This is a genomic window from Vibrio sp. Y20_XG_PY13 (assembly GCF_024181925.1).
In the GTDB taxonomy this organism is placed as follows: Bacteria; Pseudomonadota; Gammaproteobacteria; order Enterobacterales; family Vibrionaceae; genus Vibrio; species Vibrio parahaemolyticus.
The window spans coordinates 241,189-266,255 of record NZ_JAMZAL010000003.1; the positions used below are offsets into that span (position 1 = coordinate 241,189).

At 45.9% G+C, this 25,067-nt stretch carries 19 protein-coding genes; 11 read left to right on the forward strand and 8 right to left on the reverse strand.

The features are described from left to right. Positions 1-175 precede the first annotated feature (175 nt). The 5 genes from NL646_RS10065 to NL646_RS10085 all read left to right on the forward strand — a co-directional run bounded on the left by NL646_RS10065 (position 176) and on the right by NL646_RS10085 (position 6,871). Positions 176-1,447 (forward strand): maltoporin, encoded by a 1,272-nt coding sequence (locus tag NL646_RS10065; protein WP_017447176.1) that lies wholly within the window; start codon positions 176-178, stop codon positions 1,445-1,447. A gap of 100 nt (positions 1,448-1,547) precedes the next feature. Next, entirely contained in the window at positions 1,548-2,357 is an 810-nt protein-coding gene (locus NL646_RS10070) for a MalM family protein (RefSeq protein ID WP_253664175.1), read from the forward strand. A 313-nt stretch (positions 2,358-2,670) separates the two neighbouring features. Next, positions 2,671-3,177, forward strand: a complete 507-nt coding sequence (locus NL646_RS10075; protein ID WP_005500002.1) for a hypothetical protein — start codon at positions 2,671-2,673, stop codon at positions 3,175-3,177. 121 nt (positions 3,178-3,298) lie between these two features. Then, positions 3,299-4,909, forward strand: a complete 1,611-nt coding sequence (locus NL646_RS10080) for an alpha-amylase family glycosyl hydrolase (RefSeq protein ID WP_054394720.1) — start codon at positions 3,299-3,301, stop codon at positions 4,907-4,909. Between the two features lie 345 nt (positions 4,910-5,254). Next, positions 5,255-6,871, forward strand: a complete 1,617-nt coding sequence (locus NL646_RS10085) for an endonuclease (protein ID WP_025504242.1) — start codon at positions 5,255-5,257, stop codon at positions 6,869-6,871. A gap of 113 nt (positions 6,872-6,984) precedes the next feature. On the opposite strand, the gene pulA is transcribed toward NL646_RS10085, so the two are convergent. Beyond that, complete coding sequence (gene pulA, locus NL646_RS10090) at positions 6,985-10,974, reverse strand: pullulanase-type alpha-1,6-glucosidase (protein ID WP_253664176.1); 3,990 nt, start codon at positions 10,972-10,974, stop codon at positions 6,985-6,987. A 543-nt stretch (positions 10,975-11,517) separates the two neighbouring features. On the opposite strand from pulA, the gene NL646_RS10095 reads away from it, so the two are divergent. From NL646_RS10095 to pdxY, 6 genes are all read left to right on the forward strand, one after another. Further along, a complete protein-coding gene (locus NL646_RS10095) occupies positions 11,518-12,714 on the forward strand; it encodes a tetratricopeptide repeat protein (RefSeq protein ID WP_005499994.1) in 1,197 nt (398 codons plus the stop codon). A 697-nt stretch (positions 12,715-13,411) separates the two neighbouring features. Further along, positions 13,412-13,858 carry a helix-turn-helix transcriptional regulator gene (locus NL646_RS10100; protein WP_005458369.1) on the forward strand — a complete coding sequence of 149 codons (447 nt, stop codon included), beginning with the start codon at positions 13,412-13,414 and terminating at the stop codon, positions 13,856-13,858. Positions 13,859-14,268: 410 nt separating this feature from the next. Continuing rightward, entirely contained in the window at positions 14,269-16,449 is a 2,181-nt protein-coding gene (gene speF, locus NL646_RS10105) for an ornithine decarboxylase SpeF (protein ID WP_011106546.1), read from the forward strand. Positions 16,450-16,510: 61 nt separating this feature from the next. Further along, positions 16,511-17,821, forward strand: a complete 1,311-nt coding sequence (gene potE / locus NL646_RS10110) for a putrescine-ornithine antiporter (protein WP_005374814.1) — start codon at positions 16,511-16,513, stop codon at positions 17,819-17,821. Between the two features lie 147 nt (positions 17,822-17,968). Then, complete coding sequence (locus NL646_RS10115; RefSeq protein ID WP_025526875.1) at positions 17,969-18,157, forward strand: AbrB/MazE/SpoVT family DNA-binding domain-containing protein; 189 nt, start codon at positions 17,969-17,971, stop codon at positions 18,155-18,157. A 101-nt stretch (positions 18,158-18,258) separates the two neighbouring features. After that, entirely contained in the window at positions 18,259-19,128 is an 870-nt protein-coding gene (gene pdxY, locus NL646_RS10120) for a pyridoxal kinase PdxY (RefSeq protein WP_005499985.1), read from the forward strand. Between the two features lie 49 nt (positions 19,129-19,177). Here the strand turns inward: pdxY and NL646_RS10125 are convergent, their stop codons facing one another. The 7 genes from NL646_RS10125 to NL646_RS10155 all read right to left on the reverse strand — a co-directional run bounded on the left by NL646_RS10125 (position 19,178) and on the right by NL646_RS10155 (position 24,829). Beyond that, entirely contained in the window at positions 19,178-19,672 is a 495-nt protein-coding gene (locus NL646_RS10125) for a hypothetical protein (protein WP_029853268.1), read from the reverse strand. Positions 19,673-19,892: 220 nt separating this feature from the next. Further along, positions 19,893-21,110 carry a serine/threonine transporter SstT gene (gene sstT / locus NL646_RS10130; protein WP_005458382.1) on the reverse strand — a complete coding sequence of 406 codons (1,218 nt, stop codon included), beginning with the start codon at positions 21,108-21,110 and terminating at the stop codon, positions 19,893-19,895. A gap of 355 nt (positions 21,111-21,465) precedes the next feature. Continuing rightward, positions 21,466-22,542, reverse strand: a complete 1,077-nt coding sequence (rsgA, locus tag NL646_RS10135; protein ID WP_015313655.1) for a ribosome small subunit-dependent GTPase A — start codon at positions 22,540-22,542, stop codon at positions 21,466-21,468. 313 nt (positions 22,543-22,855) lie between these two features. Next, entirely contained in the window at positions 22,856-23,152 is a 297-nt protein-coding gene (locus NL646_RS10140) for a glucose PTS transporter subunit EIIB (RefSeq protein ID WP_005480175.1), read from the reverse strand. A 176-nt stretch (positions 23,153-23,328) separates the two neighbouring features. Beyond that, on the reverse strand, positions 23,329-23,790 hold the full coding sequence (locus NL646_RS10145; protein ID WP_253664177.1) for a copper chaperone PCu(A)C: 462 nt from the start codon (positions 23,788-23,790) through the stop codon (positions 23,329-23,331). Further along, complete coding sequence (locus NL646_RS10150) at positions 23,780-24,394, reverse strand: SCO family protein (protein WP_015313653.1); 615 nt, start codon at positions 24,392-24,394, stop codon at positions 23,780-23,782. The genes NL646_RS10145 and NL646_RS10150 overlap by 11 nt, the downstream gene beginning before the upstream one ends. Before the next feature lie 9 nt (positions 24,395-24,403). After that, positions 24,404-24,829, reverse strand: coding sequence for a hypothetical protein (locus NL646_RS10155; RefSeq protein ID WP_015313652.1), 426 nt, complete (start codon positions 24,827-24,829; stop codon positions 24,404-24,406). Positions 24,830-25,067 lie beyond the last annotated feature (238 nt).

Below are 25,067 nucleotides of genomic sequence, written 5' to 3' on the forward strand. Positions count from 1 at the left end.
AGTTTGGGGCGGAGGAAGTCATCCTTGTACCCCTCGGGTAGTCTTATAACTGTTGAAACAAACGGGGATTCGTTCCCATCTTACCTCTCTTTCTTTAGGTGCGTTTTTACTGCCTATATTCACCTGAGGGCGAGCAGGGAAGACAGAATTATAAATACCCTTAATGGAGTTAAGAATGAAAAAAGTAAGTGTAATTGCAGCTGCTGTTGCTGCAACTTTAGCTGCTGGTTCTGCTTTCGCAGTGGACTTCCACGGTTACATGCGTGCTGGCGTTGGCGTGAACGCTGACGGTGGTCAACAACTAACATTCGAAAAGAACAAGGTTGGTCGTCTAGGTAACGAGAGTGATATTTACGGCGAGATTCAATTAGGTAAAGAAGTTTACAACAACAACGGTAAAACGTTCTACGTAGACTCTATGATCGCAATGACTTCTAACGGTTCAAACGACTGGGAAAGTACTTCAACTAACTGTGGTATGGACGGAAGCAACGTGAAATGTGTAGATGATGCACAATTCGCTCTACGTCAGTTTAACGTTCAAGCTAAAGGCCTACTAAACTTTGCTCCAGAAGCGACACTTTGGGCTGGTAAGCGTTACTACCAACGTCATGACATCCATATCTCTGACTTCTACTACTGGAACATCTCTGGCGCGGGCGCTGGTGTTGAAGGTATCGAAGCAGGTCCAGGTAAAGTTTCTTTCGCTTGGGTTCGTAACGACCGTGGCGATATCGTAGATACAGGCAACGACGGCGGCGCAACAAACGTTAACACTTTAGACGTACGTTACGCAGGTCTTCCTCTATGGGATAACGGTTCTCTAGAAATGGGCTTGAACTACGCGATTCTTAACGAAACTGACGCTGCGCCAAACAGCACTAAAGATGCGAAAAACGGCGTAATGTTCACAGCAGAGTTGACTCAAGGTCTAGACTCTGGTTTCAACAAAACTGTATTCCAGTACGGTACTGAAGGCTACTCAAAAACAATGGCGTTCTACGGCGACGGTAGCTGGTACGGTGCAGAAGCTGATAATGGTGCATCTGGTTACCGCCTAATCAACTGGGGTGTAATCGGCATGGGCGACAGCTGGGAAATGGGTCACCAACTAGTATACGGTGTTGGTGAAGACATGTGGGCTGGCCAAGACAAGTGGGAAACAATGTCTGTTGTTGTTCGTCCAATGTACAAATGGGATGACAACCACAAAACTATCTTCGAAGCTGGCTACGCTATCGACGATAATGACGGCGAAGAAAACAAATACGGTAAGCTAACTGTTGCTCAAGCATGGTCTGCTGGCTCTAGCTTCTGGGCTCGTCCTGAAATCCGTGTTTACGCTTCTTACCTAACAGCTGACAAAGAAGACAACTCAAACACATTTGATAACGGTCGTTCAGACGATACGTTCCAATTCGGTGTACAAGCTGAAGCTTGGTGGTAATCATCTAACCACTAAGTCCTAAATTGTCCTAGAATGATACAGCCAGAACCTATCTGGCTGTATTTATTTCAAAAACAATAATGAGTCGAGGTAGACAGTAATGAGAAAATGGCTTGCTCCCGTACTGCTGGGCATGTTGGCTACTGGTTGTGCGTCCGTAGAACAAGTAGAGATGAGTCCAAAAGGTCAGCAACAAGTAATCACTCAATCGGGTGATATTCAATGGGTACCGCTTAATGTGCCTGTGGTTACTGAGTTCGCTTTGACTGATAAAAGCCAAATGCTGTTGGATGGCAACAGTACTGGCGCAATTGCAGCGTTCGCTCTTCCGGGCAATCGTGGCAGTCTCGATATCAAATTAGAGACATTCGTAAGCAAAGAACTTCAATTTTATGCTCCAAATGTCGCAGTGATGAACTCGGCAGGAGAAACCATTTACCAAGCCGATTTCTCAAAGTTTAAGTACGAACCAGCAAAACTGTTGGACAACGATAAATTCGTACTTGATCTCAATGTGATTCCAGACATGACAGGTAATGATCTGCATGTATTGGTTTACACGACTTCCGCCGATCTAAAAGGAAGTACACAAGTTCTACACCCTGCAAAAGCCTTCGCCATGGCGCGCCATACTCAGCCGCCAGATATTGCAGACCCTCTCGCGAAACATAGCCCATTGGGTCAGTTCCGCTTTTCGGTATCCGCGAATGATATCTTGAATACCAAGATTGTTGCGAAAAACGACAACATTCCTCAAGGTACGGATCTCACTAGCTACTACCACAGCTCTATTGAAGCGGCAGTCGCAGCGAACGATATTCCGAAAGCACTCACCTTGCTTGATGAAGCAAAAGAGCTAGGTATTGAAGGCGCACAAGAAGTGTTTGTGAAAGCCGTAAATAAAAAATAATCGAATATAAAAGGTCAGCGAAATGCTGGCCTTTTTTCATAGAAAATAAACTAATAAAAATACCCCTACATAGAGTTACCTTATTCACATAATTATTTTTATTGCTTTGTTTTTTATATTGGTTAGATCAATAATTAATGACAGTTCCTAACTTATATTTTTAGCTTAGGAAATAAATAAAACTCTCGAAGTGACTTAAATTCTCAAGCCGACGATATTTAGCGTTCGATATTCCCATTTTAATAACGATTAATATTTATTTTAGTCGTTGAGTTTATTTTGCTTTGGATATACTAAAAAGGAATTACGTGAAATGAACATGATGAAGACCTCTCTTGCTGCTGCCCTACTTGTTGCCTTAGTAGGTTGTCAATCGACGGCAGAACCTGAAGCGGCCGCAGAGCCAGTTGTTAATATGTCTCAAGACGAAGTGGTTGCTTTCATGAAAGCGTGTGACAATCCAGATAGCACGGCGAAAGGACCAATTTCTAAACCACTATTTGTGGTGGGTACGTTTGCGGATTCCGATTGGAAACACGTGCCTCAGCGTCAATACACTTACAAAGGGAATAACTTCTACCAAGCGGTGGTTCAAGAAAAAGTAGGCTCCTACAAAATGCAGTATGCGACCGAGTTGTGGTTCCCACAATTTACTGCAAAAGGAAATAGAATGAACGTTGGTGAATTAACACCATTAACGTTTGGTGGTTACGGTACTGATACGGTTGTGGATATTAAAGAAGATGGTAAATATGTCTGGAGCCTTCAGTTTGAAGGAAAAGGCAAACCTGTGCATGTCATGGTAAATAAGTGCCAATAATATTCCATTCAGTTATTTAAAATTTGTTTTTTATTTATTAACCCCTACATGGAAAACATGTTGGGGTTAATTTTATTACTCAAATGTTTGTAGGTTATTTGAGTAAATTAGGGAGAGTAAAATGCGTAATGTTCTACGTAACCATCGCCTGTATCGATCGTTGCTTACGTTAAGTGTGATGGGTGCTTTATCTGCGTGTAATTCTTCTGGTGGCGACAGTAATAGCAGCACGCCGCTACCGGATACGAGTTATGCTTGCCAAGCCAATGTCATGACGCAAAGTAACCAACTTCGTACTTATCAAATCATGGTAGAGAGTTTTGTGGATGGTGATGCAAGCATTGGTCACGGTACAGGTTATGGCACCAGCCATCACAATGGTGATTTGCAAGGGGTGATTGATTCACTCGATTACATCCAAGACTTAGGGATGAATGCGATTTGGTTGACGCCAGTTTTTGAGTCAGAAGCGATAGCAGGACAAGATCATTGGGCGGATCGTTTGGACGCCACCGGCTATTTTGCGACAGACTACTTTAAAATCGACCCTAAATTTGGTGACTTAGCGACCGCGAAAACTCTAGTCGAAGAAGCACACAAACGCGGTTTGTACGTATTTTTTGATGGCGTATTTGGCCACCATAAGAATGGTTTGATCAAACCCTCACCTTCCGGCTTGTTACCTTCTGGCTCAAGCAATCCCGTTGATTACCCAGCTAGTCTCGATTTCTACAAAGAGGTGGCGACGTATTGGATCAAAGAACTCAAGATTGACGGCTGGCGTTTAGATCAAGCCTATCAAGTTCCGACAGACGCATGGACACAACTTCGTAAAGCTGTCGATGAAGCCTCACAAAGTGTGACGTACACCAATAGCAAAGGCGATCAAGTGAATCCGTTGGGTTACATGGTGGCAGAGATTTGGAAAGGGGAGTCTGAGATCGCGAATGAGGCGTATGGATCGAACAGCGATCCAGCATTGTGCTCTGCGTTTGACTTCCCTATGCGCTATCGCATCGTTGAAACTTTGGCCGTGAATGAGAGTGGCGTGGGTGGTCGCGGAGTGGATTGGCTAGACAACGGCTACAGCACACACAACCAATATCCAACACATGCGCAGCCGAATTTGATGATCGGCAACCATGATTTAGTGCGCTTTGGTGACTTGTTGCAGCGCGGAAACTTGGCGGATGTGAATGATGCAGAATATTGGTTACGCCATAAAGCCGCGTTTGCTTTCCAAGCTGCGTACACTGGGCCAATCACATTGTACTACGGCGATGAAATCGGGGATCAAGTGGATGGTTTTGCCGCAAAAGAAGACAACAACACCTGTGCTATTCAAGGTTTGTGCGATGATCACGTTGCGCGTAGCAGTGCGAAAATTGAAGGCGTGACGGCGACGCTTGATGCAAACCAAGCCGATCTCAAAGCTTATGTGACATCGCTGATGACAATGCGCGATGCGCATCCCGCTCTTTATCAAGGGTCACGCACGAATTTAGTTGCGAGTAACGGCAGTTATGTGGACTTGAAACAATCTGGTTCAGACAAAGTCTTGTTTGCGCTAAATACCTTAGAGACCGCGAGAACCGTCATTCTTGCTCAGGAGAGTGTTGGCACAGGTGAGCTGGTGGATTTGCTCACGAATGAAAAAATTGCTCCGAGCAATGGTCAATATCAACTTCCGATGTCGCCATTACAAGGGCGATTCTTTGCGGTAACTCCCTAAGGAATTATCCAGCATTGCCGCTCATCGGTTGAGCTGCACAGAACTTTTCTAATACACAAGCCAAGTGTTGTTGCTGACCCCCATAGGTGCATACTTGGCTTTTTTCGCTCTACTGCTCTCCTTTCTTCTCAACTTCTCAATGGTTTTTACCAAAGTGCGGATAACTGGCTACCTCGCGTTTCGCACTGGTATTTTGCTGTTAATCCGTACGATATTTGTGAGATAAGCTGCACATTAAAAAGCAAATTAACACTCGTGCAACGTAAAAGTGTGACTTACGGGTTATTTATGCCTAACTAATATGTTTATCGTGTGTGGGATTTACATAACTAATGGAAAAGTATAATGAAATCCATCACAGCTCCTCTTTGTCTCCTTGCTGCCGTTAGCTCTCCGCTTGCGTATAGCCAAATTCTTAATGGTGACTTTGAACAGTGGAATGGCAATGCACCTACGCAGTGGTCAGTGATTGACGCTGGTATAGCGGTGTCGCCAAGCAGCGAACAAATCAAATCGGGCGGCTTGGCTGCTCAAGTCGTCGTGAACACGGGTACCCAGAGCAACACCGACTTTTTGCAAACCATTAATGTGGAGCAAGGGAAAACCTATCCGTTCTCTGTCTCGGTGTATCACACTGAAGGGCATGTAAAAGCTCGATTGGTGGCAGACGGTTATCACGGCTACTCCAATCCGCAGCAAACGAATCAGTGGCAAGAACTCACACTCAATTACACCGCGACGACCACGAAAACCATCGATGTGGGATTGCGTTTTTATGATGAAGCGGGCTTTGACGGCTCAGAAGTGGTTTATGTCGATAACTTCCAACCGACCGAGACAAGCACTCAGCCTCCCGTAGAGAGCTGTAGTGATCACCAAGTTGTCTTGACTCTCACGACCGACAACTATGGTTCTGAAACGAGTTGGACGCTGAAAAACAGCCAAGCCGAAGTACTGTTCTCTGGTCAGGGTTATGAGTCGGCAACCACCGTTGAAAAAAGCATGTGTTTAGCCGACGGTGACTACCAGTTCACCATTCAAGATGAGTATGGGGACGGCATTTGTTGTGGAAGTGGCGCGGGTTCGTACACGTTGATGGAAGGAGGCAAGACCCTTGCTTCTGGCGCTGAGTTCGCCAAAAGCGAAACCACTGATTTTACGTTAGGTGACACCACTACGACTCCACCAGTGGTTGATGGGTATTATCAAGCCGCGTCTGGCAAGACAGGCTACGCACTCAAAACGGCGTTGTTTAACATCATCAATAATCACTCCAGCCGTGGCTATTCAGCGATTTGGACTTTGGTAAAAGACGCAGATTTGGATGACTACTACGAGAAAGACGGCTCCATTCTTGATATGTATTCAGAGATGCCTGCGGGCAACGACGCTGTGAGTTTCACGAAAGTAACCGACCAATGCGGTCAATACAGTCAAGAAGGGGATTGCTACAACCGTGAGCACTCGTTCCCGAAAAGCTGGTTTGGTGGCAAAGTTGAACCGATGAACTCAGACGGTCACCATTTGTTTGCCACCGATGGTTATGTAAACGCCAAACGTAGCAACTGGCCATTTGGCGAAGTGGGCACCTCGACTTATGTTTCCAGTAATGGTTCTAAGCTAGGTCAAGCGAGCACAGCACTGGGTTATTCAGGCACCGTGTTTGAGCCGATTGATGAGTTTAAAGGCGATTTTGCGCGCGCGTATTTTTACATGGCAACCCGTTACGAGAACGTGATTGGCAATTGGGAGAACAACACGAGCAACTCTGACGCGGTGTTGGATGGCACCAGTACGAACGTATTTGAACCTTGGATGCTAAACATGCTGAAACGTTGGCACAAAAATGATCCTGTTAGCGCGAAAGAAATCCGTCGCAATGACTTGGTGTTTGAGTTCCAAGGGAACCGCAACCCGTTTATCGATCATCCTGAATTTGTTGAGCAAATTTGGGGAAATTAACGCGCAATTGGTTTCAACATTGCGAGTCAATCTCACGGCGAACCATTGAGAATAAGAAAGGGGAAGCATAATGCTTCCCCTTGTATTTACGGATGTTGTGAAAATTGGAGAACTCAGTTCTTCGTGACGGTTACGATTGGCGCTGACTTGTCAGCCGCATTGAAGTGGAAGTTGTAATTTCCTGCTTCTGCAATCGCAATTTTTAGGTTTGCGCTACCGCCACCGACTTCCATCGTCAGTGCTTTACCAAGCTCAACACTGCCTTCGCCGCCGAAGTTAGTGTCTGCTGCCCAGTCTGCACTTGCAATCTTCATCTCGTAGCTACCCGCAGCTAGGTCAATGTCTAGCGAGTAAACATCATTGGCGACGTAGCTGAACTTCGCTGCTGAATCTTGCGCTGGAGTGTCCCAACTTGTGATGGTGCCACGTAGGTACAGTGCTGTTTCACCAAACGTTGGTGCATCCGCAGATTTGGTTACGGAAACCACAGGTTTTTCAACTTTCTCATCTTGAACGTATAGCGCGTTCAGTGTGAAGTTGTACTTGCCTGTTTCTGCGACGGTGAGTTTACAGTTTTCCTCTGCGCCTAGCTCCAGAGAGCCGCTGCCCACTGTTGCCACAGAACAACCGATGTTCGGATTTGCCCAACCTGTGTCTGCAAATTTGAACTCGTGGCTGCCTGCTTCAAGTACGCCTGTTACTGAGTACATGCCGTTGCCAATGAAAGTCATTGCCCAGTCGCTGTTGTCTGACCAATTGTTCATTGTGCCTTTCACGTAAACCACGGTTTCACCGAAAGGAGGAATGCTCGATACGTCTTTGTTGTCTGTATTTACTGGCAGACCCGCACCTTGCGCGCCGTCTTGTGGCTGTACGAATACCGCAGTAGTCAGTGCTGGCACAGTGAAGGTTTCATTTGCGAAGCTTGCGCCTTTCACGATGTCATCTGCAGAGTTTTGTTGAACTTCATGCAGCTCGAAACCTGTCGCGCCTTTCACGACAAATGATTTCTCTGTTGATGTTGAGTTCACCACAGCCACGATCGCATCGTATTTCGAATCCAAATCGGCACCTGCTGATTTACCATCGTCGATAGACATAACGATCAAGCCTTCCACTTGGTCTTTACCAACGTTGCGGAAGTCAACACGGTTCATGACTTCTTGAGCGGTATCTAAGCGGAACAGTTCACTTGAACTACGGATTTTTAGTAGTTCTAGGAATTGTTGTTTGGTTAGCTCAATGTCGGTTGCATCTGGCTTCGCTGTCGTGTCAGAAACGATCTTCTTGATCAGCTCCCAGTTTGCGCCGTCTTTGTCTTCACGAGGCAGACCTACGTTCCAGTTGTTGTCACTGCCGTCGAAGAAGACGCGGTTGAACCAGTCACCAGAATCGTAAGAGTCGCGCTGCATCGATTTAGAACGCAGCAGCTCAGAACCCATGTGGATGAATGGGATACCTTGGCCAAGCATTACTGTTGATAGCGAGACAGATTGCATGCGTGCACGATCTGCAGAAGGAGTCGCGGTCGCAATCTTGTACGCGTTGTTATCCCACAGTGTTTGGTTATCGTGCTTAGACACGTACGAGATGTTTTCTGATGGCACTTTTGTGTAGCCTGCTGGCGCACCATTGTAATCAACGTTCTTACCTAGTTTAGTGTCGCCTTTATAGTCTAGAAGAACGAAGTCAGCCAAGTTACCCGCCATGCCTAGACGAACCAAATCTTGGTTGTGTAGACGACCATTCACCGATTCTGCGTCCACTTTGGTTTCTTCATTCGCGTAAGCCGCGTTACCAAAACCTTGGTTGAAGCGAAGTGGGTGCTTACCTTCTGAATCGACACCGCCATCAAATGGGCTACCGCCACGAACAGCGTCACGCAGACGATCCGAGAACGTACCGATTTCAGTGCCAGCCATGTTTAGCTGAGTGGCTTGATCAAAACGAGCGTTGTTAGACACTTCACCAAAGTCCCAACCTTCACCGTAGAACAAGGTGTTTTCGTCAATCTTGCGTATTTGCTCAAGCGCGTAGACCATCACATCTTTTGGCTGGTGGCCCATTAAGTCGAAACGGAAACCGTCAACTTTGTAGTCGTCCGCCCACACTTTCAATGAGTCAACCATCAGTTTACCCATCATCAAGTTTTCTGTTGCGGTGTTGTCACAACAGGTTGAGTTTTCTACGCCGCCAGTATTGACGTTAAGACGGTGGTAGTACCCTGGGACGATTTTATCTAGAACGGATTTGTCGTTAATGCCAGAGGCATTGGTGTGGTTGTACACCACGTCCATGATCAGCTTCAGCTTCATTTTGTGCGTTGCTTGCACCATTTCACGGAACTCAAGAATACGTTTTGAGCCGTTTGGATCGGTCGCGTAGCTGCCTTCTGGCACCGTGTAATGGAATGGGTCGTAACCCCAGTTGAAGCTGTCTAGCATGCGCAAATCGTTCATCAGTGCTTGCGCAGAACCGGTGGCTGGATCGTAACTGTTCAGCACATCTTCAATCACTTTCGCGCCATCAACTTCGTCACAGACAGACGCTTCTGGTTTGATGCCACACAATTTACCTACGGTGTCAGTAATATCGACGCGGTTCGTCGCTTCTTCATCAACCGTAGCAATGTCGAACGCTGGCAGGATGTGAAGCGTTGTTAAACCTGCGTCTTTTAGTGCTTGCAAGTGAGAGACCGATTCGCGGTCTGCTTCTGTGAGTGCTAAGTACTTACCGTTGTATTCTTTGGTGCCTTTTGTATCGTTAAAGCTGAAGTCACGAAGGTGTGATTCGTAAAGTACGTGGTCTTCATCTTTTTTAACGGTTGGGCGTTCGTAGTCGCTCCAGCCTTGTGGCATCAAGCTTGGATCATCCAAATCGATCACTTGAGAGTACATCGAATTTTTCGACAAGCTCAGAGAGTATGGATCTGTGACTAAGCGAGTTTCGATGACGCCCGTTGTTGGGTGGTAAACTTTAACTTGGTAACGGTAGTATTTGTTGACGACGTTGCTTTGCGCTTCAGAAACCCAGATACCGGTTGCTGAATCTTCTTTCATCGCAACGGTTGTCTCTTCTTTCAGATTCTCGCCATAGATGATCAGAGCAACGTCTTGCGCTGTTGGCGCCCAAAGCTTGAAGGTTGCTGCGCCGCCTTCCACAATCGCACCGAGTTCTTGGCTAATTGCGTTACCTGCCTTGGAATCGGCAAACACCGCATCCAAAACGCCCGGCTTTTGCACTTCAGTTGCAGAAATAACGTCGCCATTTGCGTTGTAAGCCACCATGACGATTTGTGATTTCAGAATCGTACGTAGGGTTGCATCGTCCACATCAATGCCAGCGGCTTGAAGGCTTGCAAGGTGGCGGAAACGAGATTTAAGACCGTCAGACAAATCGCCCGATTTGGTCAGCTCAACAGCTGTACCGCCAGAGATTTGCTTGTCTTCATCCATTTTGATGTCGTTGGTCAAGCTGTAAAACAGCTTCATGGAATCAGCATTGGCTGCTGCTTCCCATGCGATAGTGTTGGCATCTAACCAATGCGCTTTTTGACCATCAATATCGACTGGACGTTCTTCGATTGGCTCGTAGTAAAGCTCGCTGCTGCCGTGGAAGCCAAATAGACCTTTAGAGTCGCCAATTTTGGTCAGCTCCACTTTTGAGTTCGAGCTACCGAAGGCTTTCTCATCGCCTTTGTGCAGAATGAAGTTCATACATTCGTGCGGATCAGACGCATCTGGGTTCACTTTCAGTACGTAGTAAGCGCCGTAGGTGTCGTTGATGCCGTCGAATGGACGTGGTGCAGACCAGTCCGTACCTGTGCCAGCAATACCCATGGCTTCTAAGTCGGTGCTGGTACAGCCTTCGCCGTTCCACAAGTGCAAGCCCCAACCTTCGTAGTCGCTTGCCGTTGATGCGGATGCAATATCGCGCTTGTAGTAAATGACAACCTCGTTCTCTCCCGCAGGGTATAGGCCAGAGCCTGGGTTCGTGGTGTCGTCGCTTGTGCTATCGCTGCCACAACCGCTGATGACCGCGATGGAAATCAAAGGCAGTACGGTTTTGGCAATCGTTGATAATTTGAATGTTTTATTGTCCACGTTTACAAATCCATTGTTATTGAATTGATATAACGGACGTGCGGTATTTCGTGGCTCTAAAGCTCGAAGCGCTACACGCCCTATTTGGGGCAAGATGCCGAAAAGGAAATGTTCAACTAGATGCTAATACACTGAATCATCAGCAAAATGTGAGAGCAGGCTGTTAAGTTTTTTACAAGTAAAAATTTTCTGTCACAGTCGATTTTGTTCACAAAATAAATAATAAAACGGTCGCATAGTGAGATATTCCGCACACCATCAAAATGTAAATTTTTATAGGAGGAGTAAGGGGGGATGATAGGGGAGGAGAATATCTCAGCCCCAAAACTGTGATTAACTTCTATAAAAAACAGGGTGATATTTCGCCTTTAAAAATAAGTTACGCTGATATTGAATAAAATAACGCCAACAGACACTTAGAAGCTTCAGATTTTGCGGTAATGGTCGTTATATAATAAAGGCTGTCGATATTGGTCGGCATGTGATTTTCAAGACTCCCCGGTAGGGAGTTCATTTGGGCCCTGACTAAAAAAGAGGCTATCTATGAGTAGTATGGGCATTGCCATTGCGGCAACTGGCCTTTCACTCGTCCTGATATTTGTTTGGATGATCTCATTGTCGATGCGAAGGCAACGGCTGGAGACCGAGAGGAAAGCGCGTGAAGCTGCGTATCGTAAAGCGATGCAAAAGGCGCGCGAGCAAGAACGCAAAGAGCGTGAGTTTAAAGCAGAAACTGGCCACATCCCGACGATTTTGTTTTTAGCGAAAGAAGCTGAGCGGGACAACGTTCGACAAGCGCTGTATTGGTACGACAAAGCGGCGAAGTTGGATAACGTGACAGGCATGTACGGCATTGTGCGCCTTAGTGAGCGAATGCGAGAAGATGTGATCTTAAAAGAGCAGGCGAACTTTTGGCGAACTGCCATCGCGGGCATGGAAGGTGATATTGAAGCGAAGTTCACGACAGGTAAAGCACTGGTGTTTGGTCGAGGGGTAGAGAAGAACATCCCGAAAGGCCATCAACTCATCGAGACGGCGGCCGAAGAAGGTTGCGTTGCTGCGATGCTTTACATGGGAGAGTGGCAGCTCTCGCCTGAAAATACTTCAGGCCATAAAGCCGATGCGCTTTACTGGTTTATGAAAGCGGCAGAAAAAGACAGTGCAGAAGGCAAAATTCAAGTCGGCTTGTGTTATCTAAACGGCATTGGCGCAGACAAGAGCATGGTGAAAGGTTGCTATTGGCTGGAACGTGCTGCTGAGGGCGGCAGCGCAGAAGCGATGTACCATGCAGGCGAAGCATGGAAAGACAGAGGCAAAACAGGCAATGCGATTGCGTATGTTTGGTTGTTTCTTTCTGCCAATATGGGTTATCAACCAGCTCGCGTCCTTCGTGATGAAGTCGCGGCGAACATAGGTGTGGATGTGGTGGTTGGACTTCAATCCATTGCGAAGCCTCTGCAAAGAAAGCTCGCATCTGGCATGGTGAAAAAGCACTCGATCATTCGTGCGCTGAATAAAGTGTACAAACGTGACGTATATTTCCCTGGCGAAGAAGAGCTTAACGAGGTGTTAAGTGACGAGCACAAATCTGGGGCGAATACGTGGGAAGAGACGACGGAGCTGAACTTCGAACCGGATATGACAACGGTCACAACAGAAGATCAATCAGCGAAACCACCTGAGCAGAAAACGCCTTCCAAAGATGTGCTCGATTTTACGCAGAATTTTTTACAACCTTAATCTTCGAAGAGCCTCAGTAATGAGGCTTTTTTATTGCCTGATAACAGCTACTGGCAAGCTCCTCTAGGCGATGCCACCCTCTCTCTTTCCATCCCTGTTTTTACAAGAATCTCTATATAGAGACGAGTACACCGTTTTTAAGACGTTTGCGTGTTTTCTCTTCGCATCGAGTCCTGAATCCCGATGTTCGCTTCTATATGTACCAACGTTGCAAACATGGCCAAGCTGTCATAGTTGAGTGTTGCGAAGATCTTAATTTATTCATTTGCATATTATTTATTCGATTTCTCAACAGATTTTGTACGTTTAGTTCAGACTTTCTAGTGAAACCTAAAAATGGAGGGGAATCCCCCCTGTTTCAGAGATGGTTATTAAGCTCAAATCAAACATTTCCAATATCTAATTAACTGGAATTGGAAATTAATTTCGTGGCTATAAATAAAAGGCTAAAAAATACACTCATTACTTTATCTAATAATATTAATTAAAATTTGTACCTCTAAATCTAAATTTCTATTTTTGGTTTAAGATTTGATTTGTTGATTTTATTCTTAATTAGGCGCAAGATAATAAGCAAATAAAAATAGCGCATACTATGCGTATAAAAACATTCGGAAGTAACTTTTTCATTACATGTTTCAACAGAAAATGGAGCATATTCCATTTGCTCTGTTTTATTTCTATTAGAGATTTGTGTATGTTGAGAATCATTAGTGCAGATAAGTTCATCTCTTCAAGGTTCATCTTGGAATACAGCAAAGCGGAGTTTGCGTCTTTGTTGGGAGTTTCCGTAGCTAAGATAACCAATATTGAAAGTGGCAAATCTTCGATTCCCCCGGTGTACGACTACGCCATCAATCATTTACTCAGTGAGCATCCGTTCAAGGAAAGCGCAGTGGAAGCCCTTTGCTCTCATGAGACTCTTAACTTTGCCCGACGCATAGATGTGAACTCTAAGGTGCAACGCTTGTCCTGTAAGCGTTGCGATAGCCGTAGACTGCACGTTATGGCAGGAATGAGCGGGCTGTACTTTGTCGAGTGCATGGATTGTAAGCATACCATGTACTCGTCTGGTATCGCGGTAAAACGCTATCAACAATGGTCCAACAATGGCGTAAAACTAGATAGCCATTTATTTAATTGAATTGTGTTTCCTTTGCACCTAAAGTAAAAAGCCATCAATACATGTGTTGATGGCTTTTTTATTATGTGTTTAAATTTAGTTAAAATTAAAATATTTATTATCCCTACTAATATAGTCCTACTAATTATATAGTGATAGAAATCTCAAAAATTTATTTTCTTGATATTTTATTTCTAACAACAATGGCTGTGGTCACACAATTTTTAATTATTTTTCCTTTTAAGCCTGGTTTCAATATCATTTGGCTATCAATTGGAAAGTGATGAAGATCGCGAAATTTTATTTCGAGAAAATAAGACTTTTAAATATGAAAATTTAATCACGAAATTTGTTTTTTGAATTTTAAATATCGTTTTCGTTTGTAATATCTGTACCTGTCAATTTTAAAGAACAAAAAAGAGATATTCCAAATGAAACGTTTAATTATAGGTGTTAGTAATTACATGCCAGAAGACTTCAGTTTATTAGCTGAATCTTTAGATGAACAATTTAATCGTCATTTACAACCTTTAGAGCAAGTTGAATTAACCGACGTTGGTGCGGCTATTATTACTTCAGCAGACATTAAAGCAGGTCTGCATAAAATGATTTCTGAAACGGGTTACGGTATTCCAGTTTTCTTAGTAACGGATGAAAACCCAGTTTCGGCAGAAGATTACGTTTGGCTAACTGGCGTTATCGATTTAGAAAGACAATCTATTGAGTACTACTGTCGTCAAATCAATGAAGCAGTAACCAAGTACGAATGTCGTCTGCTTCCTCCTTTCTTCAAGCAATTAACGCACTATGTTGAGATGGGTAACTCAGCGTTTGACTGTCCGGGACACCAAGGTGGTCAGTTCTTCAAAAAACACCCAGCTGGTAAACAATTCTACGATTTCTTCGGCGAAAACCTGTTCCGTAGTGACTTGTGTAACGCGGACGTAGATTTAGGTGACTTGCTGATCCACGAAGGTTCTGCACACCAAGCGCAAGCGCACGCTGCAAAAGTATTTAACGCGGACAAAACTTACTTCGTGCTCAACGGTACTTCTGCTTCAAACAAAGTGGTGTGTAACGCGCTAGTAACTGAAGGTGATTTGGTACTGTTCGACCGTAACAACCACAAATCGAACCACCACGGTGCGTTAATCCAAGCGGGTGGTATGCCAGTTTACTTAGAAACGGCGCGTAACCCTTGGGGCTTCATCGGTGGTATGGATGAGCACTGTTTCGATGAAGAATACATTCGTGCTCAAATCGCGAAAGTGGATCCAGAACGTGCACGCGATGAACGTCCTTTCCGTCTTGCTATTATCCAGCTTGGTACTTACGACGGTACTATCTACAACGCTCGTTACGTGATGGATAAGATCGGTCATCTTTGTGACTACATCCTGTTTGACTCTGCGTGGGTTGGTTACGAGCAGTTCATCCCGATGATGAAAGACTGTTCACCACTGCTGCTGGATTTGAAACCAGAAGACGCAGGTGTGATCGTGACTCAGTCTGTTCACAAACAACAAGCTGGCTTCTCTCAAACATCGCAAATCCACAAGAAAGACCGCCATATCAAAGGTCAAGCTCGTTACTGTAACCACAAACGCTTTAATAACGCGTTTATGATGCACGCATCGACTTCACCATTCTACGCACTGTTCTCTGCGCTTGATGTGAACGCGAAGATCCACGATGGCGAAGCAGGTCTGCGTTTATGGCGTGATGCGGTTAAGACTGGTATCGAAGCGCGTAAAGAAATCCTTAAGAGTTGTGAATTGATTCGTCCGTTCATTCCAGACGAAGTTGAAGGTCAACCTTGGGGCAGCTACGACACTGACGTGATCGCAACGAACAAGAAATTCTTCATGTTTGAGCCAAACGCAAGCTGGCACAAATTTGAAGGTTACGGTGAAGGTCAATACTTCGTTGACCCATGTAAATTGTTGCTAACTACTGCGGGTATTGCAGAAGACGGCAGCTACGCAGATTTCGGTATTCCTGCAACGCTATTGGCGAACTTCCTTCGTGAAAACGGCATCATCCCTGAGAAGTGTGACTTGAACTCTATCTTGTTCCTACTCACTCCTGCGGAAGATATGGGTAAGATCCGTCACCTTGTGGCTCAAATTAACCGATTCGAAAAATTCATCCGTGATGATGCGCCTCTAAGTATCGTACTTCCAAGCGTCTACGAAGCGAATAAAGAACGCTACCGTGGCTACACCATCCGTCAGTTATGTCAGGAAATGCATGACATGTACAAAGAGCTGAACGTGAAACAGCTACAAAAAGCGATGTTCCGCAGCGAGTACTTCCCACAAATGGTTCACAAACCAGACGTGGCGACACGCAAATACTTCCGTGGTGAATGCGATTACCTACCACTTAAAGAGGCCGTTGGTCGCGTAGCCGCTGAGGGTGCACTTCCTTACCCTCCAGGCATCATCTGTGTGATCACTGGTGAAATCTGGACCCCACACGTGGTGGATTACTTCCTATCTCTAGAAGAAGGTATTAACCGCTTCCCAGGCTTCGCGCCAGAAATTCAAGGTGTGTACCTTGAAGATGTTAACGGTCGCACTACCGCACATTGTTATGTCCTAAAAGATTAATCTACCCGTTCGCACCACGCTCCGGCGTCGGTGCGAACCGCTTATTCGTGGAGAATAATTTATGAGTACTGAAACTAAAAAAATGTCGGTGGTGCAGTTAACCATTCTGACATTCATCAACATGGCCGGCTCCGGTATCATCATGCTGCCAAGTAAACTGGCGCAAGTGGGCACCATTTCTGTGTTGTCTTGGCTGATCACGGCGGCGGGCTCTTTGGCGTTGGCTTACGTGTTTGCAAAATGTGGTCGTTTTAGTAAACGTGACGGCGGTATGAACGGTTACGCGTCTTATGCATTCGGTAAATCGGGTGCATTTATGGCGGGCTGGACTTACGGTTTGTCGCTCCTTATTGCGAACATTGCGATCGCGATTACTTGTGTGGGTTACGGCTCCGCATTCTTTGAAGTGACCCTATCTCCGGTCGAAACCTGTTTGTACACTATCGCCATTCTTTGGATTTGTACTTTCGCTAACTTCGGTGGCGCGAAAATCACAGGTCAAATTGGTACATTCACCGTGTGGGGTGTAATCCTACCAGTGTGTTCATTGGGTATTGTTGGTTGGTTCTGGTTTAACCCAACCATGTACATTGAAGCTTGGAACCCACACAGCTTGCCATTTGGTGAGGCAGTGAGCGCTTCTATTGCGATGACGCTATGGGCATTCCTTGGTCTTGAATCAGCTTGTGCGAACTCTGAAGCGGTAGAAAACCCAGAGAAGAACGTACCAATCGCAGTACTGGGCGGTACACTAATCGCGGCTGTGGTTTACATTGTATCGACAAACATCTGTTCTGGTATCGTTGCAAACTCTGAGCTTGCTGCATCTACAGCGCCATTCTCAACTGTATGGACAGTGATGTTAGGTTCAGCCGCTGGTAAAGTGGTTGCGGGTATGGCGGTATTGGCTTGTGCGGGCTCTCTATTGGGTTGGCAATTCACTATCGCGTCAGTGTTCAAATCGTCTTCTGATGCTGGCTTCTTCCCTAAATTGTTCTCTCAAGTGGACAAACGTGGTACGCCAATCAAAGGTATGATCGCGATTACTATTATCCAATCTGTATTGTCTCTAATGACGATCTCTCCAACGCTGAACGAGCAGTTCGAAGCGCTGGTTAACCTAGCGGTAGTAACAAACGTTATTCCTTACATTCTATGTATGGGCGCAATCTTCATCATGCAGCAAGTGGCGCACGTGCCGGAGCGCGAGATGAAAACCACCAACGTTATCGCTCTGATTGGCTCTCTGTACAGCTTCTACGCGCTTTACGGCTCCGGCTACGAAGCGATGATGTGGGGCTCTATCGTAACCTTCCTAGGCTGGAGTGCTTACGGTCTGATTGCTGCGAAGCATGAGCCTTTAGCAAATTAAAAAATAATACTGAAAGAGCCTTCCCAAACGCGGTGTGGAAGGCTCTTTGTCTTTAGGCATTTACGCCAAATCCAAGTCAGCTCAATGTATTTGAGACTAGACATCCAATGACGTGAAAACTCATTTTCGACATTTGGAGGACGAAAGATGATAAGTCAACCTGTTAAAATCGGTGACGATACCGCCGTAGTCATTCCAAGCGCAATCCTGGCTCAGCTCGGGATAAGGGAAGGAGATACCCTAGAAATCGCACTGAATAAAGACAAAATGGAAATTAAGAAGATGGTGTTGAAAACCAGCACTTCAACTTACTCTGAAGATATTGAGGAGAATTGAGTTAGAGAATCTTGGTTTGTCGGATACACTACTGGTTTCGCAAAACTGGCGCTTGCCGCTGTCTTTGAACTATCGATAACAACAATAAGAGGTAAGGTACTATGCAAGGTATCCTCTCTATACAATCTCATGTTTCTTTTGGTCATGCTGGTAACAGCAGTGCCGTTTTCCCAATGCAACGCATGGGTTTCGAAGTATGGCCGATTCATACCGTTCAATTTTCTAACCACACGCAGTATCAAGAAGGCTGGACTGGGCGAGCGTTTGCGGCTGAAGACATCAGCGAGTTAGTTCGTGGTCTTGGAAACATCGGTGCATTGGAAAAATGCCAAGCGGTGTTGACCGGCTACCAAGGCAGCGCAGAGCAGTGCCTTGCTGTTGAAGATACTGTGACGAAAGTGAAACAAGCGAATCCGAACGCACTTTATGTTTGCGACCCTGTGATGGGCGCGCCAGACAAAGGCTGCATTGTGGCTCCGGGTATTGCTGAAAATCTTCTGACTCGTTTGATGCCAATGGCGGACGTGATCGTTCCGAACCAATTCGAGCTAAGTCAATTTGCTGAGATGGAAATCCACTCACTAGACGATGCGATCACCGCATGCCAACGTGCGCTAGCGAAAGGTCCAAAAGTTGTGCTAGTTAAGCACCTTTACTGCCTAGAAAATGGCAGCTTCAACATGCTACTGGCAACGCAAGAAGGCATTTACCTTGCGAAGCGTCCTCAATTTGAGTTTGCTAAACAACCTGTTGGCGTGGGCGACCTTATCTCGGCGATCTTCACTTCAGGATTGCTGAAAGGTTGGTCTCCTAAACAAGCTTTCCAACATTGTCACGACGCGTGTTACGGGGTGTTAAGCGCCACTTACCATGCAGGCGAATGGGAACTGCAAACCATCGCAGCGCAGCAAGAGTTTGTTGAACCAAGCAAACACTTCCCAATTGAAGAAGTGGAACTAGAAATGGCGTAACGCTATTTTCGAACACAAAAAAGGAGCCCGGCGGCTCCTTTTTTGATCGCTAACATTGGGACGTATCGACTTTAAAACTGTGTCCGTCTTTTCCTGCGCCTTCCAATCGGTAATAGGCGTAGCATTTGCCTTGCATCAAGGCTTCTGGCGAGTCACTACGTCCGTAGCCGACTATCGAATAAGTGTTGTTTTCAATGAACACCAAGTTTGCTTGCTTCATTTCGTCTGAGATCGTCATGTTGTCGAAAAAGCCAAGGTGTTCGCCACATTCGCTTTGCGTTTCTGGGTAGCCGTTGTAAAACTCTTGATAGCCCACAGCCGTCAGGACACATTGGTTTGCGCCATTCTCTTGGTTGAACGCTTTCGCATTGGCGTTGAGAATGGAGACGTAGTACTGCATGTCGGCAAACAAAACTTGAATGGCAGCAGAGCGGGCGTCGGACGTGCGCTGGTTCGAATGGTGAAGTGCATAAGCAGAGATTCCGGCCAGTAAAACAGCAGCGAACAACCACTCTTTCAATGAGAAACTAGACAACCATCTCATTCGTTTGCCCTTAAATTAAATCGACCATTCATACAATGGGGCGGCATTCTACGCATCGAATCTCGAAAGTTTAAGGGTAAATCCCGTGTTTCAGAAAAAACTGACAGAAAGTTTATTGGTGATCAATAAGTGATACCGAATGCATATTCTATCGACAATAAATTATCGACAACGAAAAAGGGGAGCCAACAGGCTCCCCTTCTATTATTCAATGTTTATCTTACTGGCTTTTTTGCTGTTCTGAACGGCAAACAGCAGCGGTAAAGATAACGTCTGTTGAACTGTTTAGCGCTGTTTCAGCAGAGTCTTGAATCACACCGATGATGAAACCAACCGCTACCACCTGCATTGCTACGTCGTTTGAGATGCCAAACAAACCACACGCTAGAGGGATAAGCAGTAAAGAACCGCCCGCAACACCAGAAGCGCCACATGCAGAAACCGCCGCGACAACACTTAGAAGTAGCGCTGTCATTAGGTCAACTTCAATACCCATTGTGTGCACTGCAGCCAGCGTTAGCGTTGTGATAGTGATTGCTGCACCAGCCATGTTGATGGTTGCACCCAGAGGGATAGATACTGAGTAAGTGTCTTCATCTAGGTCTAACTTCTCACATAGCGCCATGTTTACTGGGATGTTCGCTGCACTTGAGCGAGTGAAGAACGCTGTTACGCCACTTTCACGTAGACATTGGAATACCAATGGGTACGGGTTTTGTTTGGTTTTGAAGAATACGATCGCTGGGTTTACTACTAGCGCGATAATCATCATTGCGCCAAGTAGAACCGCAAGAAGGTGAGCGTAGCTTGCTAGCGCGCTGAAACCCGTTGTCGCGAAAGTTGAAGCAACCAGACCAAAGATACCAAATGGTGCAAGACGGATGATGAAGCGAACAATGTGAGAAACACTGTGGCTTAGGTCTTCAAATACCGCTTTCGTTGTTGCTGATGCGTGGTGAAGTGCAAGGCCAAGACCCACACCCCAAGCAAGAATACCGATGTAGTTCGCTTCTACAAGTGCGTTTACTGGGTTATCAACCAGTTTAAACAGCAATGTTCGTAGGATTTCTGCAATACCTTGAGGAGGAGTTGCACCTTCAGCGCCGGTTACAAGCGTTAGATGGGTCGGGAAAAGGAAGCTTAGAACCACGGCTGCAAGCGCTGCGAAGAACGTACCCATTAGGTACAAAACAACGATTGGGCGCATGTAAGTGTGTTGGTTTTTCTTTTGGTTCGCGATTGAAGCGGCAACCAAAATAAACACTAGGATCGGTGCGATGGCTTTAAGAGCGCCTACAAAAAGGCTACCAATCAGTCCAACGCTTTCAGCATGGCTTGGTGAAACTGTTGCGAGCAAAATACCAAAGACAATACCGACAAGGATCTGGAGAACGAGGTTACCGCGAGCATATCGGGCAACGAGGCTGTTGTGTTGCATACGTCATTCCTGCAATTTTATGTCAGAGCGGCAGGGCAATAGCCAAACATTACACGGCGATAATGCCCTTGATGAACAAGGAATGAGCATTGCTTCTGTGCGCTAAGAACATGATTATCAATTATCCTGTTTTTATAAATTCAGCCATTTTCTTGCTGAATATCACATATCTTAGCTTGGTAATATTTTGTGTCTAGTTTTAGTTTGTTTTTGGATTAAATGTTTGCTCGATGTTATCTAAACGAGATTTTTATGTTGAAAAATCTCGTTGGTTATGAGTAATGGTTTTTAATAAAGTTATTAAAAAGGAGACGAAAGTCTCCTTTGAATTTATTGACAACTCAAATCTAACAACTCAGTAACTTTGCTGACGTTTGCGTTTATCACTCATCACATTGCGAGTGAGTTTGCCAAATTGTCGGCTCTGAGCTCGTTGCTCTGCCAAGGTCGCACCATTAAAGGCTTGTTCTCGCAGCAGCTTTTGATAATTGTTGAAACGGCGAACTTCAAGAGAGCCATTTTCAATGGCCGCTTGAACGGCGCAACCTGGCTCGGTTTGGTGTTTACAATCACCAAATCGACAATGCTCGGCAAGCGCTTCAACGTCAGCAAAGGCTTCGCTGACACCAGCTTCGCAATCGACGAGTTGGATTTCTCGCATTCCTGGAGTATCGATCAAAATCCCGCCCGCAGGTAATAGGTGAATCGATCGCGAGGTCGTCGTATGGCGTCCTTTGCTGTCGTCTTCACGGATATGCCCTGTCGATTGTTCTTGTTGACCAAGTAACGCGTTGACCAGCGTTGACTTACCCACCCCTGATGAACCGATAAAAGCAACGGTTTGCCCCTCATTACACCAGCTCATGAGCTTAGAAGTACTTTCTGCATCTAAGCCGTTGACCGTCTCAATGACTAGCAGAGGGTCTAGCTTCTGTACTAGGCTTTTGAGTTCATCGACGTCGTCGCACAAATCGGCTTTGGAAAGCACGATAACGGGCTCGACGTCAGCTTCGTGAACTAAGGCTAAGTAACGTTCAATACGGCTTAAGTTGAAATCGTGATTGAGTGAGCAGACGATAAACACCGTATCGACATTGGCCGCGATGAGTTGCTCTGCCACTTTGCTGCCCGCCGCTTTGCGGCTAAAGAGGCTCAAGCGATCCAGTAAGCGAACAAATTGCTGATCTTCATTTAAGATCACCCAGTCTCCGACGGTCATATTGGGCAGAGAGTGGTGGACATTAAGGTGAACTTGCCCTGCTTCTGTTGCCAACAAATAACCACTTCGGTGATGCGCGATCACGCGTGCAAAGATCGTATTGTCGTAGTCGTCTAGTGTCAGTTGTTGCTGAAAAAATGGTTTCCAACCCAATCGCTTTAATGGGTTTGAAGTGGAAATTAATGTATCACAAAAAGTATGTGTTTGATTCATTGTTGAATTATCCCAGACGCAACAAAGCGCCTTAATACAAATCGCATTAGGGTCTAATTCGGATAGAGTTGACCCCGGTGAAGACCGGGCAGAGAAGGGGAGTTGTGGCTATGCCACAGAGTTGGTGCGGTTAGGTTTACCCTTGCGATGCCCAGTTAGTGCTATTCAATACAATCATCATGTGTCCTCTTTGTTAGTTGATACGTTGGTGAGTTCATTCTTTGTTTAATGAAACGAGGAGAGTATAGCTGCCCTTTTTATTTGTGGGTAGCAAAATCACCGCTTAGTTTGCTAGGAGAGTTGCTACGAGCGCCTAGCTTGTCATTCGTTCTTCCATGATCTGCGAATACGTGTTGGCTTTCAAACCGTATATGATTTGGATATGACGTTCATCCAACACAACAACGCCATGAGCGCCATGTTTCTTTAAAGCCTCTTTATCTACGACAGCAGTAGAGCGCAGCGTGAGTCTTAGCCGCGTTGCACACGCCCCGGTTTCCACCACGTTATCGAGGCCACCAATTGCGGCAATAATGGTGTCCACGTCTTGCTCGACATTTGGATTGGTTTGAGTCAAAAAACTGAAAACGCGTTTGAGAGCTTGAAACATAAAGAGTTATCTCGGGAACAGGGTTAGATGTGGAAACAAGGAAATAGAGTTATAGCGAAGAGGGAGGTGTGTTGTATGGGGCATAAAGCACAGATTTACATTTTTAAATAAAATCGCCATTGCGCTGCGAGAGAGCGAATAAAACAAAGGCTCCTAATGAGGAGCCTAATTCGATTTTAGTGGGCTGTATGTTTCATCCCTGCCATCACTTTTTTCACTGGCGCGTTAAAGCTCTGCTTTTGGCCGTTATCGTAAGTCACGGTTACTTCGATTTCATCCCCTTCATTGAGCGGCGTTTTCAAATCAAACAGCATGATGTGTAAGCTGCCCGGTTTTAGCTCGGTGGTCTCTTTTGCGCCTAGCGTGATGCGGTCGATTTGGCGCATTTTCATCACATCGCCGTCTTTAATGACATCGTGCAATTCGACTTTGCCCGCTGCTAGCGTTTCTGCGGCAACGATATTGATGTCGTCTTGGCTGCGGTTGGCAAAGGTTACGAAGACGGCACTGGTGGTTGCACCCGGAGCCATAGCACGCGCATACGGTTCGTGCGCCATGACATCGAGCTTAGCCTGAGCTAAAGGGCTGAGCAGTAATGCACCCAAAGCCAATGTTTTAAACAGTTGATTAGCCTTCATTCGAGCCTTCCTTAGTGGTGAGTTTTGAAATTGCTTCAACAATCGGCGCAGGCGTTAGCGTGTGTGGCACTTTGGTGATCAACGTGCCGTCCGGTTTGAGGAAGTAGAAGTAAGAGCTGTGGTCAAGGGTGTACTTCAGCTCCGAGCCTTCTAATTCGGTTTTACGGAAAATAACGCCGTAGCGGTGAGCAAGTGGTGTCGTGATGTCCAACGGCGCAGATAGACCTTCAATCATAGGGTGGAAGTAGTGCGCATATTTTGCGGACGCGTCTGCTTCATCACGTTCTGGATCGAGAGAGATAAACATCGGGCGCAGCTGCGCTTTTTGCTCATCGCTGATTTGATTTAGTGCACCTGCCAGCATCGCGAGCGATGTTGGGCAGACATCAGGGCAACGAGTAAAACCGAAATACACGATACGAATACGAGGGTCGTTCACATCAAAGACGTTGACTGGTTGATTGTTTTCGCCAAACAACACGCTTTGTTCTGACGAGGCTGTTTTTGAAACGTCTGCGGGTTTATCTAGGCTATCTAAATAGGTTTTAGTACCGAAACCCAGTACGAATGCGACTACGAGAAAGAGAGACCAATTGCGGCTCATAATGATTCCTTATCTTTGCATTTTGATGGCGGGATAGATGGTGGATTGTCCGTCGGTCAGTTCTCCGACCCACGTCATCGATTCTTGAGTGCAAACGGGCAACACGACTTCGCCAGAGTATTTTCCAGGCGCTATTTTCTTGAGGAGAAACTTCGGCTCACCCATTTCCATTTCTCTTCCTGAAAGGCTCAGAACCAACTGCTCTGCGTCACTTTTGTTCCATTCGACATCGAATTTAGCAGGAATAAGGGGCTGAGCGTTATCGACATTGAGTGTCATGGTGACACCTTGTTGGACACATGCCGTTGTCGAGAGCAGGCAGTACTCATCAAGTGGTTTGACTGTCGAGGAAGAAGAGAAACTCTTGAGCAGCGTCGGGGCGTAGAATCCCGCAACGAGTGCGACCGCAATGGCGGCAATTTTTAACACTTTCATTAAGGTTCAGCATTTATCACTTAACATTAACCGCATCGTAGCACATATGTGTAACTCGCCAAGGCGTCTACTCGACAATTTGTGCGTTATACCTAAATGATTTTGAGATGAATGAGTTAACGACTCATTGTGAGTCGGACTTGGGTTGAGAGCGTGTGCCGAACCACCGAATTGTCGGCTTTTTCTACGCCCTAAAAACAAAAACGGAGCCAATGGCTCCGTTTTCTATGAATGTGCT

Coding starts and splice junctions, on each gene's coding strand:
- NL646_RS10095 (WP_005499994.1), top strand. CDS start 11,518: ATGAGTAGTATGGGCATTGCCATTGCGGCAACTGGCCTTTCACTCGTC.
- NL646_RS10115 (WP_025526875.1), top strand. CDS start 17,969: ATGATAAGTCAACCTGTTAAAATCGGTGACGATACCGCCGTAGTCATT.
- sstT (WP_005458382.1), bottom strand. CDS start 21,110: ATGCAACACAACAGCCTCGTTGCCCGATATGCTCGCGGTAACCTCGTT.
- NL646_RS10125 (WP_029853268.1), bottom strand. CDS start 19,672: ATGAGATGGTTGTCTAGTTTCTCATTGAAAGAGTGGTTGTTCGCTGCT.
- NL646_RS10100 (WP_005458369.1), top strand. CDS start 13,412: ATGTTGAGAATCATTAGTGCAGATAAGTTCATCTCTTCAAGGTTCATC.
- rsgA (WP_015313655.1), bottom strand. CDS start 22,542: ATGAATCAAACACATACTTTTTGTGATACATTAATTTCCACTTCAAAC.
- NL646_RS10080 (WP_054394720.1), top strand. CDS start 3,299: ATGCGTAATGTTCTACGTAACCATCGCCTGTATCGATCGTTGCTTACG.
- speF (WP_011106546.1), top strand. CDS start 14,269: ATGAAACGTTTAATTATAGGTGTTAGTAATTACATGCCAGAAGACTTC.
- NL646_RS10145 (WP_253664177.1), bottom strand. CDS start 23,790: ATGAAGGCTAATCAACTGTTTAAAACATTGGCTTTGGGTGCATTACTG.
- NL646_RS10085 (WP_025504242.1), top strand. CDS start 5,255: ATGAAATCCATCACAGCTCCTCTTTGTCTCCTTGCTGCCGTTAGCTCT.
- pdxY (WP_005499985.1), top strand. CDS start 18,259: ATGCAAGGTATCCTCTCTATACAATCTCATGTTTCTTTTGGTCATGCT.
- potE (WP_005374814.1), top strand. CDS start 16,511: ATGAGTACTGAAACTAAAAAAATGTCGGTGGTGCAGTTAACCATTCTG.
- NL646_RS10155 (WP_015313652.1), bottom strand. CDS start 24,829: ATGAAAGTGTTAAAAATTGCCGCCATTGCGGTCGCACTCGTTGCGGGA.
- NL646_RS10075 (WP_005500002.1), top strand. CDS start 2,671: ATGAACATGATGAAGACCTCTCTTGCTGCTGCCCTACTTGTTGCCTTA.
- NL646_RS10065 (WP_017447176.1), top strand. CDS start 176: ATGAAAAAAGTAAGTGTAATTGCAGCTGCTGTTGCTGCAACTTTAGCT.
- NL646_RS10070 (WP_253664175.1), top strand. CDS start 1,548: ATGAGAAAATGGCTTGCTCCCGTACTGCTGGGCATGTTGGCTACTGGT.
- NL646_RS10140 (WP_005480175.1), bottom strand. CDS start 23,152: ATGTTTCAAGCTCTCAAACGCGTTTTCAGTTTTTTGACTCAAACCAAT.
- NL646_RS10150 (WP_015313653.1), bottom strand. CDS start 24,394: ATGAGCCGCAATTGGTCTCTCTTTCTCGTAGTCGCATTCGTACTGGGT.